This is a genomic window from Bacteroidota bacterium, assembly GCA_026391695.1.
Lineage (GTDB): Bacteria > Bacteroidota > Bacteroidia > Bacteroidales > JAGONC01 > JAPLDP01.
Window position 1 is genome coordinate 62917 of record JAPLDP010000034.1, and the last position, 18340, is coordinate 81256.

Below are 18340 nucleotides of genomic sequence, written 5' to 3' on the forward strand. Positions count from 1 at the left end.
ATTACAAGTATTCTATTGTTCTTTGCTATCCAGATATTCAATAATCTTTCAAATTCATTGTTAATTAGCCTCACCCCCTGTCCCCCTCTCCTCCAAGAGAGGGGGTGAAGGGGGTGAGGTATTTTGGTCAAATTCCCCGCAGTTCGCTGCGGAATTTGTGTTTAAAGCTTACTCTATGGTTCATACCAATTTAATTTTCAAATTGACAAATTAACACATTGTCACATTATATGTGTATCGGTTGTCCGTAAGCAGCTGCCACCGCTTCCATTATTGCCTCCGAGATTGTAGGGTGAGGGTGGATAGATGTAATGATCTCATACCCGGTTGTTTCAAGCTTGCGTGCAACTACAACCTCGGCAATCATCTCAGTGACGTTTTCTCCGATAAGATGGGCACCAAGCCATTCACCATATTTGGCATCAAGGATGACTTTCACAAATCCTTCTTTGGCTCCGGAAGCGCTGGCCTTGCCGGAGGCTGTCAATGGGAACTTGCCGACTTTAATATCATAGCCCGCATCCTTTGCAGCTTTTTCGGTCATGCCGACCGAAGCAATCTCGGGCTGGGTGTAAGTGCATGCCGGTACGTTGCCGTAATCCAAGGGTTCTGGATTCATGCCGGCAATTTTTTCCACGCAGATGATTCCTTCATGTGATGCCACATGGGCAAACGCCGGCCCAGGCACAACATCACCGATAGCATAATAACCTTCTATCGGTGTACGGTAGTATTCATCAACAACGATCTTGTCTTTTTCCGTTTTTATTCCGGTTTCTTCCAGACCAATGCCTTCGATATTAGTTTTAATGCCAACCGCTGACAGGACGATGTCGGCTTCGATGATCTCTTCACCATTTTTTGTCTTTACGGTGGCCTTGCAGGTTTTACCTGTGGTATCAACCGACTCGACCGATGAGGAGGTCATTACCTTTATACCGGCTTTCTTAAATGACCGTGATAGCTGTTTTGAGACCTCTTCATCTTCAAGGGGTACTATCTCAGGAAGAAATTCCACCAATGTCACTTGTGTTCCTATGGCATTATAGAAATAGGCGAACTCGGAGCCAATAGCACCGGAACCGACAACAATCATGGATTTGGGCTGTTGTTTTAGCACCATGGCTTCACGGTAACCGATGATTTTTTCCCCATCCTGTTTCAGACCGGGTAATTCTTTTGATCGGGCGCCTGTGGCAATGATGATATGGCTGGCCTTATAATCGGTCTTATTCCCGACTTCATCGGTCACTACGACTGTTTTGCCGGGCTTGACAACGCCATAGCCTTTGATGTGATCGATCTTGTTTTTTTTGAATAGGAATTGTATACCCTTGCTCATTCCATCTGCTATGGCGCGGCTGCGGTTTGTCATGGCTTCCATGTCGGGTAAAACCTCACCTGATAATTTTATTCCGTAATCAGCTGCATGCGCCATATACTGGTACACCTGAGCGCTCTTTAGAAGTGTCTTTGTGGGGATGCAGCCCCAGTTCAGGCATATACCACCAAGGTCGGCATTCTCAATGACAGCCGTTTTCATCCCAAGCTGCGACGCCCTGATAGCAGCTACATAACCACCTGGGCCACTGCCTATAATGATGATATCGTAATTCATAAATCCGTATTAATTTAAATTGCCGTGCAAAAGTACTAAAATCTGTTAAGATTATTGTGGATGTGATTTCCCAAAAATCAGGTGTTTAGATATCTCTTCAAACAATTGCCCCTGTGTAAATTCAGAATTATAATTTGAATAGCAATTTTATTGTATTTTTATGTCCTGAATTTTATGATCTTTTAAAGTCTAATCATATGGATCCCAGAGGAAAACAATACTATATCGATGCGGCACGAAGGTCAGCCGTATGGCATGATGAGTATATCAGAGAGATGAAAAAGTGCCGGTTTGATACCATAGCAGTGCATGGGATTTACTCCTTGCAGGAGGCACTGGATTTCAACCAGGGATCGATCATTGAACCGATTTATATGTCTACATCCCAGGCTTATCGTGATGCTGACGAGATGGAGGCTGCCCTGGGTTATGAGATCCCGACATGGTGTTACTCCCGTATTGCCAATCCAAGTATTTATTATCTTGAGGGAGTGCTGGCCCTTCTCGAAGGTTATGGCGGCGATGCAGAGACCTCTTGTGTGGTGACATCCTCCGGCATGGCAGCCATCCAAAGTGCCATTGATCCTCTTCTGGTGACTGATCCCAGACGGCCTTCTGCACCTGTCAATTTTGTGGCTACTTGCCAGGTTTATGGCGGCACTTTTCAGCAATTCGCCATGCGGAAACAAAAGGACAGAAACATACAGTGGCGGAAAGTCATCCACTCCAACGATATCAGTGAATGGGAAAAACTCATAGATGAAAATACCCGGTTCCTATATGGGGAGATGCCAAGCAATCCGGGTCAGGCTTTTTTTGACCTGGAAAAAGTTGTCGCACTCGCACACCGTTATGGCATACCTATGATCGTGGATTCAACAGTGGCGACCCCTGCATTGATGCGCCCTATCAATTATGGAACTGATATAGTTATTCAATCTGTCACAAAGTCATTGAGTGCCAGTGGCCTTGGGATTGGTGGAGCCGTCATCGCACGCAAGCATATTGTGACAAACATCGATAATGATGAGATGAAAAAGGATTTTTGCGGTTATCTTAAACTTTTACCAAACCGCGATAATGGCCCTAATATTTCACCCATGAACGCTGTCATGGCTATAAATGACATACGTACAATCCGTCCCCGCATGAACCAGGTCAGCCGTAGCACCATGACCGTGGCGCATTATCTGGAAGGTCATAAACATGTTGAACAGGTTGATTATCTTGGCCTGGAATCCCACCCTCTGCATGAGCTTGCATCACGTTATATGATACTGGTCGATTCAGAATACGATGAACAATATGGGCAAAAGGTCAACAGATATGGTCATTTGATGTCATTCAGAATAAAGGGAGAACACCAGGCGACACGTGATGTTTTCGATGCCTTTCAGCGCATTTGGCGTGCTACTGACCTGGGAAGGATCAAATCAATAGCTACAATACCTTCCATATCAACACACTTACAGCAGGGTGAAGAAGGCCGCAAGCTGGCTGATATCCCACCTAATCTGATCCGCCTTTGTGTTGGCGCCGAGCATCCCAACGATATTATCGCCGACCTGGATCAGGCTCTGTCAGTCCTCGACGGGAAAAAGGTCAGCTTTTCCTTTCCGGAATTCTCCTCCGGTGGCGCCTCGTCAGCTAAGTTGCAGAGAAAATGATTAAAAGTAGGCAGTCGGCAGTCGGCAGTCGGCAGTCGGCAGTCGGCAGTCAGCAGTAAAACAGTATAACAGTATAACAATAAAACAGTATAACAGTATAACAATAAAACAATAAAACAATAAAACAATAAAACAATATAACACTATAACAATAGAGCAATAGAAAACTATTATTGATAAGAAAACCCATAAATCATGAAATATAAACTTGCGCTTATTGGATTTGGAACGGTTGGACAGGGATTTTGTGAAATATTATTAAACAAAAATGCTTACCTGAAAAAGAAGTATGACTTTGAATTTGATGTTGTGGCAGTGGCCGACTTTGCCTATGGCAATGTGTTTAATCCTGGTGGCCTTGACATTAAAAGGATGATTGGCGAAGCCAAAATGAAAAAGAAATTCAGCAAAGATCTTACAAAATGGGATAACCTCACTCTTATCAGGGAATGCAATGCCGATATCGTTTGCGAATTGACCTATACAGACCTGAAGACCGGCAAACCTGCTGTGGATCATTGCCGCGAAGCCCTTAAATCGGGCAAACATGTTGTCACAAGCAATAAAGGACCTGCAGCTTTGTATTATCCACAGATGAAAAAGCTGGCTAATGAGCATAAAGTGAAATTCATGATCGAAGGCACTGTCGTTGCCGGTACGCCAATTATCAACCTGACATCAGGACCTCTGGCAGGCTGCGAGATCTCTTGTATTAGAGGCATCCTGAATGGCACAACCAACTATATCCTGACTGAGATGGAAAAAGGCTTGGACTATGCCCATGTCCTGAAGACAGCCCAGGAACTGGGGTATGCTGAGGCTGATCCAACAGGCGATGTGGAAGGCTATGATGCCAGAGCCAAGGTCACCATCCTTGCTAATGTAGTTATGGGAGCCAGTCTGAAAATCGATGAAGTGGTATGCAAGGGCATAACTAAAATCACAGCCAGCGACATTGATAAGGCCAGGAAACAGAATGCCAGATGGAAACTCATAGGTTCTGTTGAAAGGAAGGATGGAAAAGTCGCCGGATCGGTGGCTCCGGAAATGGTACCTCTATCTCATCCGCTGGCTGGAGTGATGGGAGCAACAAATGCACTGACCTTCACCACTGACCTTCTTGGCGACGTCACCATCGTTGGACCTGGTGCAGGAAGAATTCAGACAGGCTTCGCCATACTCACAGATGTATTGGAAATTCATAAAGATATGCCATTATAACTCTTTGCGCAAAGGTCGCCAAGTTAACGTCTCTGCTTTTGTTATTTATCTGATAGAACTATAATGTCTTATACTGGAAAATGCCTCTATGTTGATCTCACCACTAAAAAGTGGGAAATCAGGGAAACTGATCAGTCATTGAAAGAAAACTTTATAGGTGGAAAAGGCATGGGATTCGCTCTCATGGAACAGTATGCTCCTGATCCTGACCCTTTTTCCCCGGAAAATCCCATCATCTTTACTAATGGCCCATTTACCGGTTCCAAAGTTCAGACCAGCGCACGGACCTCTCTGATAACGAAATCTCCGTTAACTAATTCTCTTCTCGACAGCCACTGCGGTGGGAATTTTGGCCCCCGGCTCAAAGCGGCAGGTTTTGACTACCTCTATATTACAGGTAAATCTGATCAACCGGTCTATATTTATCTCACCGACCAGAAGGTGGAGATTCTTGATGCCCGTGACTTATGGGGTAAAGGAATATTTTATACAAATGATGAACTGATCAGGCGGCATAAAGGTATAAATCCCAGAGTAGCAGCTATAGGCCCTGCGGGTGAAAAACTTTCCAAAATAGCCTGCATCGGTGTCGACAAGCACCGGCAGTATGGCCGGGGAGGCAGCGGCGCTGTGATGGGATCGAAAAATATTAAGGCAGTTGTGGCAGACGGAAAAACACCTGTCAAATACTATAATGAAGCTCTTTTCAATGAGATCAATAAAGCCTTTGTCAAAGATATCCTGAATCATTCTGGAGTAAAATTCCGCAGAGTCAAGGGCACGATAAAATGCATGCGCAGCGGCCAGGAATATGAGTTCCTGCCTGTTCGAAATTTCAGGGAAGTCACCTTTGATCACCTGGAACAGGTCAGTTCCGAGGCAGCCCGCCAGGAACTCAATTGGGAAGATACAGCTTGTTTTAACTGTTCGATACGATGCTCCAAATGGGCCCGGTGGGATAACCATGAAATTGAAGGACCTGAATATGAAACCACGGCATTCCTCGGCTCCGGCAGCATGGTCGGAAATATTAAGGATGTTGCTTGGGCAAATGAAGTGTGCAATGACCTTGGACTCGATACCATCAGTGCCGGTGTAACCTGTTCTTTCGCTATGGAATGTTATGAAAAGGGACTTATTGATGACTGGGATGGTTTGTCCATGGAATGGGGTGATGCAGTGAACCAAAGAGTATTTATTGAAAAACTGGCCGGCAGGCAAGGTATCGGCGACATCTTTGCAGATGGGACACGGGATGCGGCAAAAAAGATAGGTAAAGGCAGCACAGCATTTGCCATGAATGTTTTTGGCATGGAGATATCAGGCGTAAATCCTAAAGGATGTCTCACAATGGGAGTCACCCTCTCTGTCGCCGATTTCGCCAGCCACACCAGGCTGTGGTGTACTGAGCAGGAAATGGGCAGTGACTTCACCATTGAGGATATTCCTGTCACCATCGCCGATGGCCTCGATACGGTCAATGTCAGGAACAGCTTGATTATTTGTGACTTTGTCCCCCTTGGATTAGACCGTCTGGCACCTTTGCTCAATGCAGCTACAGGACTTGATTATTCGGCTGACGATCTTCTTGCTTTAGGAACAAAACTTACACACTTAGCCCGGCGTTATAACCTGCGCAATGGAAGGAAATATACCGATGATATCATGCCTGAACGTTTTTTTAGCGAAAAATCGCTGGCCGGATTCATGCGGGATAAATATGTTGATAAGGCCTTTTTTAATGATATCATTCAGAAATATTATAAGGTTCGTGGATGGACTCCTTACGGAGAACCCACAAATGAAATATTAAAAAAATACAACCTGGTTTGAAATTTATTTTATTCACTTCTGCGTCCCTCTGTGAAAACCTCCGTGTTCCTCCGTGGTTAAAAAATCTTTCCATCGCGGAGTACAGAATATACTCACAGGAACGCAAATCAAATTCCCTGAAAATATGTTAAAAGGAGCATATACATTACTGGTCACCCCTTTTAAAAATGATATGTCAGTCGACGAAGACGGCCTCAAAAAGCTTGTCCTGCGGCAGGTGGACGCCGACATACACGGTATTGCACCACTGGGAGTGACAGGTGAAAACACACTTATGACCGATGAAGAGGTGCTAAGGGTGCTTAAAATTGTCGTTGATAATGCTCATGGCAAATGCCTGGTTGTCCCCGATACATGCGTGATGAGCCTCTGGAAAGGACTGGAAAGAATAAAGGAGTTCGCCGGCCTTGGCGCTGATTATATCGCTGTTTTTGCTCCTTATTTTATCCTTCCTAAAATGGATGGCCTTATTAAATTTTATGAAAAACTGGCCGATGTGTCACCCGTTCCGATTGTGCTGCATACATCAAAAGGCCGTACAGGCATTGATGTGACACCCGAGACTATTGCCCATCTGGCGAAACATCCAAACATTGCAGGCATTAAATATGGCAGTAAGGAAATTGACCTTTTGGCAAAGGTCATTTATCTGACTAAAGACGAAGATTTCGAAGTTTTTACAGGCAAGGATACAACGGCTTTTACCTTTGTAACTGCCGGTGGCAGTGGCACCTTTACAGTGGCGGGAAATGTGATCCCCGGAGCCATGAAGGACATGGTCGATAAGGCGCTGGCAGGAAAGACCGGCGAAGCTCAGGAAATCCATCACAGGTACTATGAGCTTTTTGAAGCTGTGCGTTTTGAAACCAATCCCATGGGCGCCAAGATGGCTCTGAATCTGATGGGATTGCCCGCAGGACCACTTCGGCTGCCGCTCACACAACTGAGTAATGAAAAAACCAGAGTGCTCGCATCAATATTAAAGGAAAGGGATCTGATATGAAAGAGATCATCATCCGTGCACCGGCAACAAGCGCCAATGTCGGCCCGGGCTATGATATTTTTGCGCTGACACTGAGAGAACCTCATGATGAAGTTGTTCTGACGTTGAATGACTCGGATAATATCACTCTTTCCATCACCGGAGATAACCAGAATATACCGTTATCACCAGCAGATAACACTGCCGGACTGGCTGTTCTCGAGCTGCTGAAAAGAAAAAATCTGAACCAGGGCATTCATATCAATATCATTAAAAATATGGTTTCGGGTTGTGGAATGGGTACGACAGGCGCCTCTGCCGCAGCGTCCATTTTTGGTTTGGACAAGTTACTTAACCTCGGTCTTGGCCCCAATGAGATGATCGATATTGCCCGTATGGGCGAGGTGGCATCCGGCGGCTCACCCCATGCCGACAATGTAGCTGCCGCGATACTTGGAGGTTTCATCCTGGTTAAAAGCTATAATCCCATAGATGTCCTGAAACTGGATATCCCCGAATTCCCTGTCATTCTGGCTGTGATAATGAAAAGCCAGCGAACGACAAGAGGTTTCATTACGTATGAAATTGGCCAGGAGAAGCTGAAGGAGCAGATGGCGCGCTGTTCCAGAGTCATTCATGCGCTTCATATCCGTGATATTGAAGAATTTGGAAAAGCAGTAAGCGTGGATTACATTGCCGAGCCTGTGCGAAGCGCGGCCATACCCGGTTACCAGGATATAAAACAAAAAGCCCTGTCCGCCGGAGCCTACGGATTTAACGTCAGTGGCGGCGGCTCATCCGTCTTTGCTGTTTGCCCGGAAAATAAAGTTGATGAAATAGCTTTCCTTCTCGAAAAGGAATTCACTTCTAATCCTCATTTTATTGAGGTAATCAGAACTAAAACCAGTAATGAAGGGGTGAGAATCATTAAATCATAGAAACCACCCCGGTTATCAGAATATTATTATTTTTCTGGAATTTAAAGAGGACGCAGTTTTCAATACCACCTGATAAACACCTGAAGGTAGCAAAGCAGCAGAAAAACTGTAACGGTGTTGCCCTTTATCTGCCTTTTCATTCATTAGCACTTCAATAAGGCTGCCTTGCATGTTATAAACCGACAGGTTTACAATTTCACTATTTTCGAGATTAAACTCAATGGTAGCTATATCCTGCAAAGGATTTGGATAACATTTCAGAGGATTGGCATCAACATATTCAGCAGGTTCGGTAATTCCTGTCGGGATGTTAAACTTTTCAAACATCACGAGACGCAGGAATTCTTTGGCATCCATCGTATCTAAATAATACAGCGGGAAACTCAGCAGCAGGGTCTTGAAATCCTCACCCATATATTCAATGCCAACAGGATAATCCTGTGATTTGCCCAAAGGCGAATCAGGCGGATAATATGAATCGAACCGGTAAATCAGTTGGCCGTCGGGAGCTGGCAGGAAAATATCAACATTATATATCTGACCCGGGTAAGCCGGTGTTGTCGATTTATCCGGATCAATCCTTATTGTGTCGTATTCACTGCTGACAGGATAAGCCTGGAACATCATGCTGGTTATATTCCGGTCGATCGAATCAATTTTAAAATAATCATACATCAATGAGCCTTCGGGATAGACAAGCGGATAGGTGGTGATGTTTTCCAATAACTTGCATGGATTAAAAGCGCTGACCATCATATGCCCACCATTTTGAAAGTAACTGATCATATCAGGATAGGATGGACGCATGTTTGTTGCATAAGAGGAATTTGCCAGCCACAGGACATTCCGGTGCCGAGCCAAATCCCCCAGCGTGAGAGCTTGTTCAAGATTAATATCTTGCCAATGATAAGGTATATCTTCGAGGATATAGTCATAGAACTGGAAGATGCTATCTGGCGTAGTGCTGATCCCTGGAAGGGTATTGATGACAAGCAGCGTATCGGAAAAAGCAAAGCGTGTTCCATTGACTTCCGACGATGACAGGCTCTCCTCCTGAGCAGTATTGACTGTTTTCGCGATATAATAATAGTTAACTCCGGCTATGGTGGTCTCGTCAAGATAAGATGATCCTGTGACCAGCGCACCGTTTATTTTTTCATATCCTGTTCCCTGCACTTCAGAGCGGTAAATGTTATGTCCTGCCACATTAGGATTTTGTGTGGTCTGCCAGGATATGGTGACACCCTGTTCTGAAGATGTGGCAAACACCCTCTGCGGATATGGAAGTATCTGTTCCTCCATGAGCAAGGCACAGGCGCCCCTGGTGATTTCAGCACAATATTCAGTATTGCAATTACCCACAATATCTGAAGGTAAGTGCCAGTTTGGGCTAAAGTCTCTTTCTTCGACATAGGTCGTCGGGAATCCCCAGATCCAGTAAGAGAAGGCATCAGAACCAGAACTGCCTTCGGGATTAATGTAACTCACCAAATCGGTATACTCTTGGAAGTTATCGTCGGCAAGATACGTTGCCCATTCAACACCGGGATAGCTGTAAAGTGTAATCTCATTGAGGCTATCCGGATCATTCGAAATCATATCAAAGTTGAAATATAACCGGAGATCCGTGCCATTTTCATACAGTCGTTGTGCCAGGGAACGAGAGCCAAATAATCCCAGTTCCTCTGCCGCAAAGAGCGTAAACTTAATGGTGGATTCGGGCTGGTAGTCGAGCAGTTTCATTATCCTGGCAATTTCGAATGAAGCAGCTATGGCACTGCCATTGTCGTTTGCCCCCGGTGCGTACGTATATGGATCTATATTACAGAAAGAATCATAATGTCCTCCTATATGGTACTCTTCAGAAGGTGCACTTTGCCCCGGTAACGTGCAAATGACATTATACTGCATATTCGTATCCACAAAAGTGCCACCCCAGTTTATATAACATAGGAATGAGTCAATTTTTACATCTGTATAACCATAACCTATAAACTTCCGGACAAGCCAATCAGCGATATCCTTCCGGTTGTCGAGCATTAAAAACCGCGATCCGAAATCCTGCAGGCTTTGAATCGTCGCTTTTATGCTGTCAGCATTGATATGACTGATAGCATCTACAATAAACGGGTCGGCAGATATGCCGGAATTATTAGCAAAAAAAGCGGTCTGAGAATACATGATATCTTTCAGATTATCTGGTCGTTTATCCTGAAATGGTTGAGCATATAAAGTGTTTTGCAAGAGAATGCAAAAAATAAGTGATGCTGCAATACTGACGTTGAATTGCAAAATATTTCTTTTCATAGCAATAGATTTAATAGTTAAGGAATAGTTGTCGATTTGATAATGTAGAATGAATTTTTTCAAGAAGTATTGAAAAATGAAAATGCTCCATGACTTTTGGCAAAGGGTAGGTCAAAGACAAAACCTGTGCCATGCTGTTATGCTATTGATAATAAATAATTTATTTATCCCGTAGGAATGAGGCAAAAGAAGATATTGTCCATTTATGAGATTGTTTGTGTTCACTATCGTACTGAGGAATAAATGACGGGAAAAGTGAACGGGAAGGTGTTTTTTCGATTAAGTTTGTATCTATAAATAAAACCGTCATGCATATTGATTTGACAAATAAAGTTGCCCTTATCACTGGGTCTTCACGCGGTATCGGAAGAGCCACTGCATTGCAGTGTGCGGCATCAGGGGCAAAGGTGGTGGTACATTATAGAAAAAACAAGGAAGCCGCTGAGGAGGTCTTTTCCAATCTACCAGGTCAGGGTCATATGGTAATCCAGGGAGATCAATCCGATCCCGGATCATTGAAGAATCTTGTTGAAGCCGTGATCTACCGGATGGGTCATATCGATATCCTCGTTAACAATGCCGCAATTTTTGAAGAGAAGCTGGTCATAGCTCTGGATTTTGAAGGATTTTGTGATTTCTGGGAGCGGACTATTAAAACCAACCTCAACGGAGTTGCCCATCTTTCATTCCTTGTGGCAAAACACATGATCACTAATGGTGGCGGGAAAATTATAAATATTTCATCGAGGGGTGCCTTCAGGGGCGAACCCGACGCCTGGCCTTATGGCGCCAGTAAAGCCGGAGTGAATGCACTGGGCCAGTCTATGGCCAAGGCATTGGCACCGCACAAAGTCTATGTGTATACTGTTGCTCCCGGGTGGGTTGAAACCGATATGACAGCCCATGCCATGACAAATAAGTCACGTGCGGCCATAATCAACCAGAGTCCAATGAAACGGATAGCCCGTCCTGACGAGATAGCCCGGACCATCGTTTTCCTGGCATCAGATGGCACCGAATATATGAGCGGTTGTATAGTCGATATGAATGGCGCCTCCTATCTAAGAACCTGATCATTGATTATTGATCCTTGATCCTTGATCATTGGTTAACATTTACACACCAGGTTGCGATCACCAAAAGCATCATCGATACGTGTTATAGGCGGCCAGAATTTATCATCAGTGGGCACCGGAAAAGCTGCTTTCTGTCGCGAATACGGGTAGTTCCATTCATCGGCCATCACCATTTCCTGCGTGTGTGGTGCATTTTTCAGCACATTGTTATCTTTATCTGCCCTGCCATCAATGATTTCCTGAATCTCTTGCCTGATGGTTATCATCGCCTCAACAAACCGGTCAAGTTCCGACAGCGGTTCGCTTTCAGTAGGTTCAACCATCAGGGTGCCATGAACAGGGAAAGCCACTGTTGGGGCATGAAAACCAAAATCCATCAGGCGCTTTGCAATAGAGATGACCTCTATACCTGCACTCCGGCTGAACTCATTACAGTCGAGGATCATTTCATGAGCACAGGTGCCGTTTTTCCCGGTATATAGGATTTTATAGTGATCCTTTAGGCAGAAAAGAAGATAGTTTGCATTGAGGATGGCATATTTGGTCGCTTCAACAAGCCCTTCGGCACCAAGCAGCTTGACATATCCATACGAAATGGGCAGCACTGAGGCGCTGCCGTATGGCGCTGATGCAACGGCAGTAATGCCTTTCCTTTCGCCCGTGGGAATGATGGAATGTGAGGGAAGAAAGTCGACGAGATGTTCTGCAACACCTATCGGCCCGACTCCCGGACCACCACCACCGTGAGGAATGCCAAAAGTCTTATGCAGGTTCAGATGGCATACGTCAGCACCAATAATGGCGGGATTTGTAAGCCCTACCTGGGCATTCATATTCGCACCATCCATATAAACCTGGCCTCCGTTTTCATGGACAATTCTGATGATGTCAGGAATGTTCTCTTCAAAAATTCCATGCGTGGAAGGATAGGTCACCATGAGTGCTGCAAGGTCATGCTTGTGCTGTCCTGTTTTCTCTATCAAGTCCTGGGTGTCAATATTTCCGTTTTCAGCACATTTGACGACGATGATATCCATACCTGCCATGTGAGCGCTGGCGGGATTTGTTCCATGTGCCGATGAGGGTATCAGGCATACCTTGCGGTGACCTTCACCACGGCTGCGGTGGTAAGCCCTGATGACCATCAGACCTGTATATTCACCTGCTGCACCTGAATTTGGTTGAAATGACATGGCTTTAAATCCTGTTATCTCACAGAAAATCTTTTCCATCTCCCTGATCAGCCAGAGATACCCCTGAGCCTGGTTTTCAGGCACAAAAGGATGGATATCGCCAAACTCCGGCCAGCTCAGGTAAAACATCGCGGCAGCAGCATTCAGTTTCATCGTACATGAACCTAATGGTATCATCGTCCGGTTTAACGCCATGTCCTTGTTTTCCAGCTTCTTCAGATAACGCATCATCTCCGTCTCGGAATGATAGGAATTGAACACCGGGTGTGTCAGGTACTCACTGGTGCGGACCAGGTTCTCGGGTATGTTATTTATTTTCTTATAATTTTCAATTATTGTGTCAATAGGATTATAAGGTATATGGTTCGCTCCTGCCAGAATATTCAATATCCTGTTTATATCATCGGACTCTGTGGTTTCATCAAGGCTGATGGCGAAACGGGAATTGTCAATATAGCGGAAGTTCATTCCGGCTTCAAGGGCGAGTGACCTGATTTTTTCAATAGAAGAGTTGGCCGGAGCTTCAATTTCCAATGTGTCGAAAAAGGAGTCATTCAGGTTTTTATATCCATATTTTGTTATTTCTGCTGCGAGGATGCCGGTAAGTAAATGAATATGCTCTGCAATTTCGCGGATGCCATCAGGGCCATGATACACGGCATACATGCCAGCCATGGATGCCAGGAGTGCCTGTGCGGTGCAGATGTTGGATGTAGCCCTTTCTCTTTTAATGTGCTGCTCGCGTGTCTGCAAGGCCATGCGGAGGGCTTTATTCCCTTTGACGTCGACAGATATACCGATGATCCTGCCGGGCATATAACGTTTGAAGTCTTCCTTTGCTGCAAGAAATCCTGCATGAGGGCCGCCATAGCCCAATGGCACTCCAAACCGCTGTGCCGAGCCGACGACAATATCGGCGTTCCATTCTGCCGGTGGTTTCAGCAGCGCGAGACTTAGAATATCCGCTGCAACAATGACCAGTGCGCCGGCCTGGTGCGCATGTTCAACAAATGTGCTGTAATTATGAACATTACCCCTTTCAGAAGGATATTGCACAATAGCACCAAAAAATGCCTCATTGAATTCAACATGCCTGTGGTCGCCAAAAATAAGTTCAATTCCCAAAGGCCCCGAACGGGTTTTTAATACATCAATTGTTTGTGGAAACAATTCATTTGACACGAAGAATTTATTGACATTACGTTTCACAGCATCCCTGGAGCGGGCATTGTAAGCCATGATCATTGCTTCGGCTGCCGACGTGCCCTCATCCAGAAGGGAACAATTTGATACCGGCATGCCGGTCATGTCGGAGATCATGGTCTGAAACACCAGCAAGGCTTCCAAACGACCCTGGGAGATTTCAGCCTGGTATGGCGTATAGGATGTATACCAGCCCGGATTCTCGAGGATGTTTCTTTTAATAACTCCCGGTGTTACGGTGTTGTAATATCCAAGCCCGATAAATGATTTGAATAATTTATTCTTTGCACCGATTTCTTTCAGATGATTCAAATATTGATACTCATTCATCCCCTTGGGAAGGTTCAGGGGAAACTGGGTACGAATGGTCTGTGGTACAGTCATATCGATGAGTTCATCCATAGATGAAGCTCCGATTTTTTTAAGCATCCGTTCTGCTTCTTCGGGTCGTGGTCCGTTGTGCCGTTTGATAAAATTGTTTGTGATCATCTATTTATCTGGATTTTGTAATAGTCTGTTAATTAAATAACAATGCAAAAATAGTATTTTCTTCAGTAAAGTGGCAAAATTATAAAAAAGAAGGGATGACATCTCATCGGAGACAAATCCTGGAAGTTTGAAAAAATGAATTGTTAAGGATTATCCAATTAGTCATCCCATGTGGTGCCCGGGTGGCGACAACCAACATGTTCCAGATGCTGCCGAAGATAACAACACAATGACCGTCAGTAAGTTTGAAATTGGTATTGATACTGACGTAAAAAATCTTTTTGAAATGCTCATTCAACAATGCGGCCCCCAGGCTGATGATGAAAACGGTCATAAAAGCACACAAAAGATCGATCCATCGCATCTTGAAAGGATTGACGTCAATAATCATTTTGCAACTCATAACATATAGCAGTCCTATTTTTTTATTTTGTTCATAATTTTTTTGAATAAAACATTGATAAAGTTGCATTTCAATGGTATATGTACTATATTCGTGGTACCCAAATCTTATCTGAGAAAAGTTGTCTTATCCAATCGTATTGTACGAATTACAATACTTCTACAGAAATATCAGGTACTGGATTTATTTAATGAACTAATTTTATCCGGATAGAACAAAAGTATATAAATCACAGAACATAGTCACACACGAGTAAAAGATATGCTGTCTATTATATAAGTTGTTTCAAACCTGATTAAAAAGCCAGCTAATAACGTTTTTACATGAATAAAATCAGAAGGTTAATGAATGATAACAAAGGTTTAAACAAGTTGTGTCAAGGACTTTTAAGGATAAAAATACATTATGAGTATCGGTAAAGATAAATAAAAAGTTGTATATTAAGGGAAAAACTTTTGACGTGAATTTAATCAATTTTATCTATCAATTTCCTGACGAAACCACTTGTAAACTAAGGTTTAAGGAAATACGAGACCAGGAAGGAGTAGTATGCCGAAAATGTGGCAGCAAAGATCACTATTGGCTTGGCACCATATGGCAATACCAATGTAAATTTTGCAAAACAAGGACAACTCTGCGCAGCGGGACTGTAATGCAAGCCAGTAAACTGCCCTACAGGTATTGGTTTATAGCGATGCATTTGTTGACAGGGACAAAGAAAACCTTTTCAGCTTTAGAGCTTCAAAGGCAGTTAGGGCACAAATACTATGAACCCGTGTGGTTTATGTTGCAGAAGTTGAGAAAAACAATGGGGATAAGGGACCAACAATATAAACTCGATAAGGTTGTAGAATTAGATGAAGGATTCTTTGAAAGTGTTGATACAGAGAAAGAATCCGACAAAAAAGGAGAGAAGCTAAAGAGAGGTAGAGGCAGCCAGCGGCAAACCAAAGTCATGGTCATGGCCTCCACCATTCATCCGGCAACAAAACCGGGAAAACATAAAAAGCCCACGAAATTTAGGTATGTAAGAATGGTAGTTGTTGAGGATATGAAAGCGGATACTGTAGAACAAACCGTGGAGAACTGTATCGATAGCGATTCAATAGTGAATACTGATAACTATCGAAGTTACAACGGTTTGTCAGATCATGTTTGGGTTCACAATGCTCAAATCGTCCAGCCTAAACAAGCCGGGAAAGTATTGCCTTGGGTGCATACAATGGTAAGTAATGCCAAACGAAATTTACTTGGAGTACATCATATGATATCAAAGAAATACTTCCAGGATTACATTGATGAATTCTGCTATAAGGTGAATCGTAGGTATTTTGGAGAGAAACTATTTGACAGATTGTTAATTGCCTGCGTTTCTTATAATTATAAAAATTTTGTTAATGTTAACCGATAGTCATATAAAAATAAATACATTATTCTGGCTGTTTGATGTTTCTTTTATCATTATCAGGCTTTTTTTCCTCAGCTCAGCAATGGGTAAATTGCTCACCTTTTACATATGAATACTCATTCATTAATGGAAGTTTTATTTCTGCCCATGAAGGATGGATAAAACAAACTTCGCTGAATTTAGCCCATACATTGTATCATACATATAATGGCGCTATAACATTTGAACCTATTTATACACTTGAAGACACAACACACTACTTTTTATATTTTCAATTTGTCGATAGTCTGAATGGCTGGGCAACAACAAAGCCTGGTAATAATTTTTTTATGCGGACATTAAACGGAGGAAGAAACTGGGAGAATATTACCGATACAACACTCATGGGTTCAAATGAAAACAGTGTTCAGGCAACATCAGCTTTTTATTTTGTCAATAAAGAAATGGGTTTCTGTAATGGCCAGGATACCTCCACCCATGAATGCATCATTTATAAGACTGTTGATGGTGGTTTAACCTGGCATAAAACAACAGTGCCAGATTATGAATCGCATGGCATCTATTCTGATTGGCTAAGGGTCAATTCATTTTATTTCATCGACACCATCCATGGTTGGGCAGCCTGCTCCTATGAATTTGATGCAGGAATGAGCTTATATACTGTTGATGGAGGAGAAACATGGGATATAGGCATTCAACCGGACCCTCCGGATGTATTCGATATTTACTTTACCACCCCATCAGTCGGGGGGGCTGTCGGTAGGAATGCCTTTTATAGTTTTGTCTATATTACCAATGATAATTTTAATACGATTACCCATTTCTATGAAGCATGGGATTTGGAGATGCAACAGTTTGCAGAGGCTATTTGTTTTCAAAACGATTCTGTTATATGGGTTACAGGTGTTCCTGGTATTATCTATCGCAGCACGGATACCGGGGCTACCTTTGAAGTATTTCAGATAGTTGAAAATGCAGATATGGGATTGTTCGATATCCAGTTTTTCGGAAATACAGGGTATATATGGGGTTCTAAAAATCATCTTTTAAAATTCACGGATACTGCCTCTAATGCTATAAAAGAAGAAAATAAAGAATTTGATATTAATCGCAAATCCATATTCATTTATCCCAATCCGGCCAATAATAATATTAATATTAAATATATCCTGTCAAATCCAGATGTGATAGAAATCGTTATTTATAATTGTAACGGGCAGAAAGTATATGACAAAGTAATTGGTAAACAAAATCCGGGAGAATATAAATATTGCATAAGAACCGGAATATTAGATCCGGATATATATATATTAAACCTGAAAGGTAAATTTATAAATGAAACAGATAAATTAACTGTTATAAAGTAAGAAAATACTTATAGAGCTATCGTTAAAGGAAATACAGAACTAAGCCATGATTATTGCAACTATAAAAAAACGAATAGGCAGACAAAGGACAAAAATCAGGTTCTGTCTCATTATGCTTCCATGCCTATTAGCTTATACTGCTGACAATCCCCGAAGCCAATACACTATCCCCATTGCTGCTTACTCGGTTTATGCTGCAGATATTGACCTGGATGGGGATATGGATATTATTACAGGTCATAATTACGATTGGCAAACACACTGGGGCGGAATATCCATAATGAAAAACAAAGGTGATGGCACTTTCTATTTGGATGACTCACTTTACTTTTTTGGTGGGGAAACAATATTATGCGGTCAATTAGATAATAATTTATTTCTGGAAATAATTTTTAAGAAATGGAATACAACTCAATTTATTGGAATACTTTATAATAATGATTATTCTGATACACTTTTTATTAATACAAACTCGAATAAAGGATCAGATTACCTGTAAGCCTTCGGCCTGATGCATATTGACCGGTAATGCAAAATTAGTTTTATTTCCGGGCGATTTTATTTCAGATTATGCGGAAGCAGTTCCTCCAGGCGTTGGATGGATTGATCCGGGATGCGGGTGAGGACTTTGGTGA

General features: G+C 43.0%; 13 protein-coding genes. 10 read left to right on the top strand and 3 right to left on the bottom strand.

What is annotated here, in order from left to right; genetic code table 11:
• Positions 1 to 226 precede the first annotated feature (226 nt).
• The gene (lpdA, locus tag NT175_04350; protein MCX6233943.1) at positions 227 to 1618 is read right to left on the bottom strand and encodes a dihydrolipoyl dehydrogenase; all 1392 of its coding nucleotides are present in this window, start codon (positions 1616 to 1618) and stop codon (positions 227 to 229) included.
• Positions 1619 to 1815: 197 nt separating this feature from the next.
• Between lpdA and NT175_04355 the strand changes: the two genes are divergently transcribed.
• From NT175_04355 to NT175_04375, 5 genes are all read left to right on the top strand, one after another.
• Entirely contained in the window at positions 1816 to 3285 is a 1470-nt protein-coding gene (locus NT175_04355) for an aminotransferase class I/II-fold pyridoxal phosphate-dependent enzyme (GenBank protein MCX6233944.1), read from the top strand.
• 195 nt (positions 3286 to 3480) lie between these two features.
• The gene (locus NT175_04360; protein ID MCX6233945.1) at positions 3481 to 4506 is read left to right on the top strand and encodes a homoserine dehydrogenase; all 1026 of its coding nucleotides are present in this window, start codon (positions 3481 to 3483) and stop codon (positions 4504 to 4506) included.
• Between the two features lie 63 nt (positions 4507 to 4569).
• A complete protein-coding gene (locus NT175_04365; GenBank protein ID MCX6233946.1) occupies positions 4570 to 6339 on the top strand; it encodes an aldehyde ferredoxin oxidoreductase family protein in 1770 nt (589 codons plus the stop codon).
• Positions 6340 to 6463: 124 nt separating this feature from the next.
• Positions 6464 to 7342: a 4-hydroxy-tetrahydrodipicolinate synthase gene (gene dapA / locus NT175_04370; protein MCX6233947.1), complete on the top strand. Its 879-nt coding sequence runs from the start codon at positions 6464 to 6466 to the stop codon at positions 7340 to 7342.
• Positions 7339 to 8259, top strand: a complete 921-nt coding sequence (locus NT175_04375) for a homoserine kinase (protein ID MCX6233948.1) — start codon at positions 7339 to 7341, stop codon at positions 8257 to 8259. The genes dapA and NT175_04375 overlap by 4 nt, the downstream gene beginning before the upstream one ends.
• A 15-nt stretch (positions 8260 to 8274) precedes the next feature.
• Here NT175_04375 and NT175_04380 read toward each other — a convergent pair whose 3' ends face one another.
• Complete coding sequence (locus NT175_04380; GenBank protein ID MCX6233949.1) at positions 8275 to 10566, bottom strand: M20/M25/M40 family metallo-hydrolase; 2292 nt, start codon at positions 10564 to 10566, stop codon at positions 8275 to 8277.
• A 308-nt stretch (positions 10567 to 10874) separates the two neighbouring features.
• Here NT175_04380 and NT175_04385 point away from each other — a divergent pair, with 308 nt between their 5' ends.
• Positions 10875 to 11639 (top strand): SDR family oxidoreductase, encoded by a 765-nt coding sequence (locus NT175_04385; GenBank protein ID MCX6233950.1) that lies wholly within the window; start codon positions 10875 to 10877, stop codon positions 11637 to 11639.
• A 35-nt stretch (positions 11640 to 11674) separates the two neighbouring features.
• Here the strand turns inward: NT175_04385 and gcvP are convergent, their stop codons facing one another.
• Positions 11675 to 14527: an aminomethyl-transferring glycine dehydrogenase gene (gcvP, locus tag NT175_04390; protein ID MCX6233951.1), complete on the bottom strand. Its 2853-nt coding sequence runs from the start codon at positions 14525 to 14527 to the stop codon at positions 11675 to 11677.
• A 169-nt stretch (positions 14528 to 14696) separates the two neighbouring features.
• On the opposite strand from gcvP, the gene NT175_04395 reads away from it, so the two are divergent.
• From NT175_04395 to NT175_04410, 4 genes are all read left to right on the top strand, one after another.
• Positions 14697 to 14939 carry a hypothetical protein gene (locus tag NT175_04395; GenBank protein ID MCX6233952.1) on the top strand — a complete coding sequence of 81 codons (243 nt, stop codon included), beginning with the start codon at positions 14697 to 14699 and terminating at the stop codon, positions 14937 to 14939.
• 451 nt (positions 14940 to 15390) lie between these two features.
• Positions 15391 to 16341: an IS1595 family transposase gene (locus tag NT175_04400; protein ID MCX6233953.1), complete on the top strand. Its 951-nt coding sequence runs from the start codon at positions 15391 to 15393 to the stop codon at positions 16339 to 16341.
• Positions 16342 to 16376: 35 nt separating this feature from the next.
• Complete coding sequence (locus tag NT175_04405; GenBank protein ID MCX6233954.1) at positions 16377 to 17705, top strand: YCF48-related protein; 1329 nt, start codon at positions 16377 to 16379, stop codon at positions 17703 to 17705.
• 46 nt (positions 17706 to 17751) lie between these two features.
• Complete coding sequence (locus NT175_04410; GenBank protein MCX6233955.1) at positions 17752 to 18204, top strand: hypothetical protein; 453 nt, start codon at positions 17752 to 17754, stop codon at positions 18202 to 18204.
• Positions 18205 to 18340 lie beyond the last annotated feature (136 nt).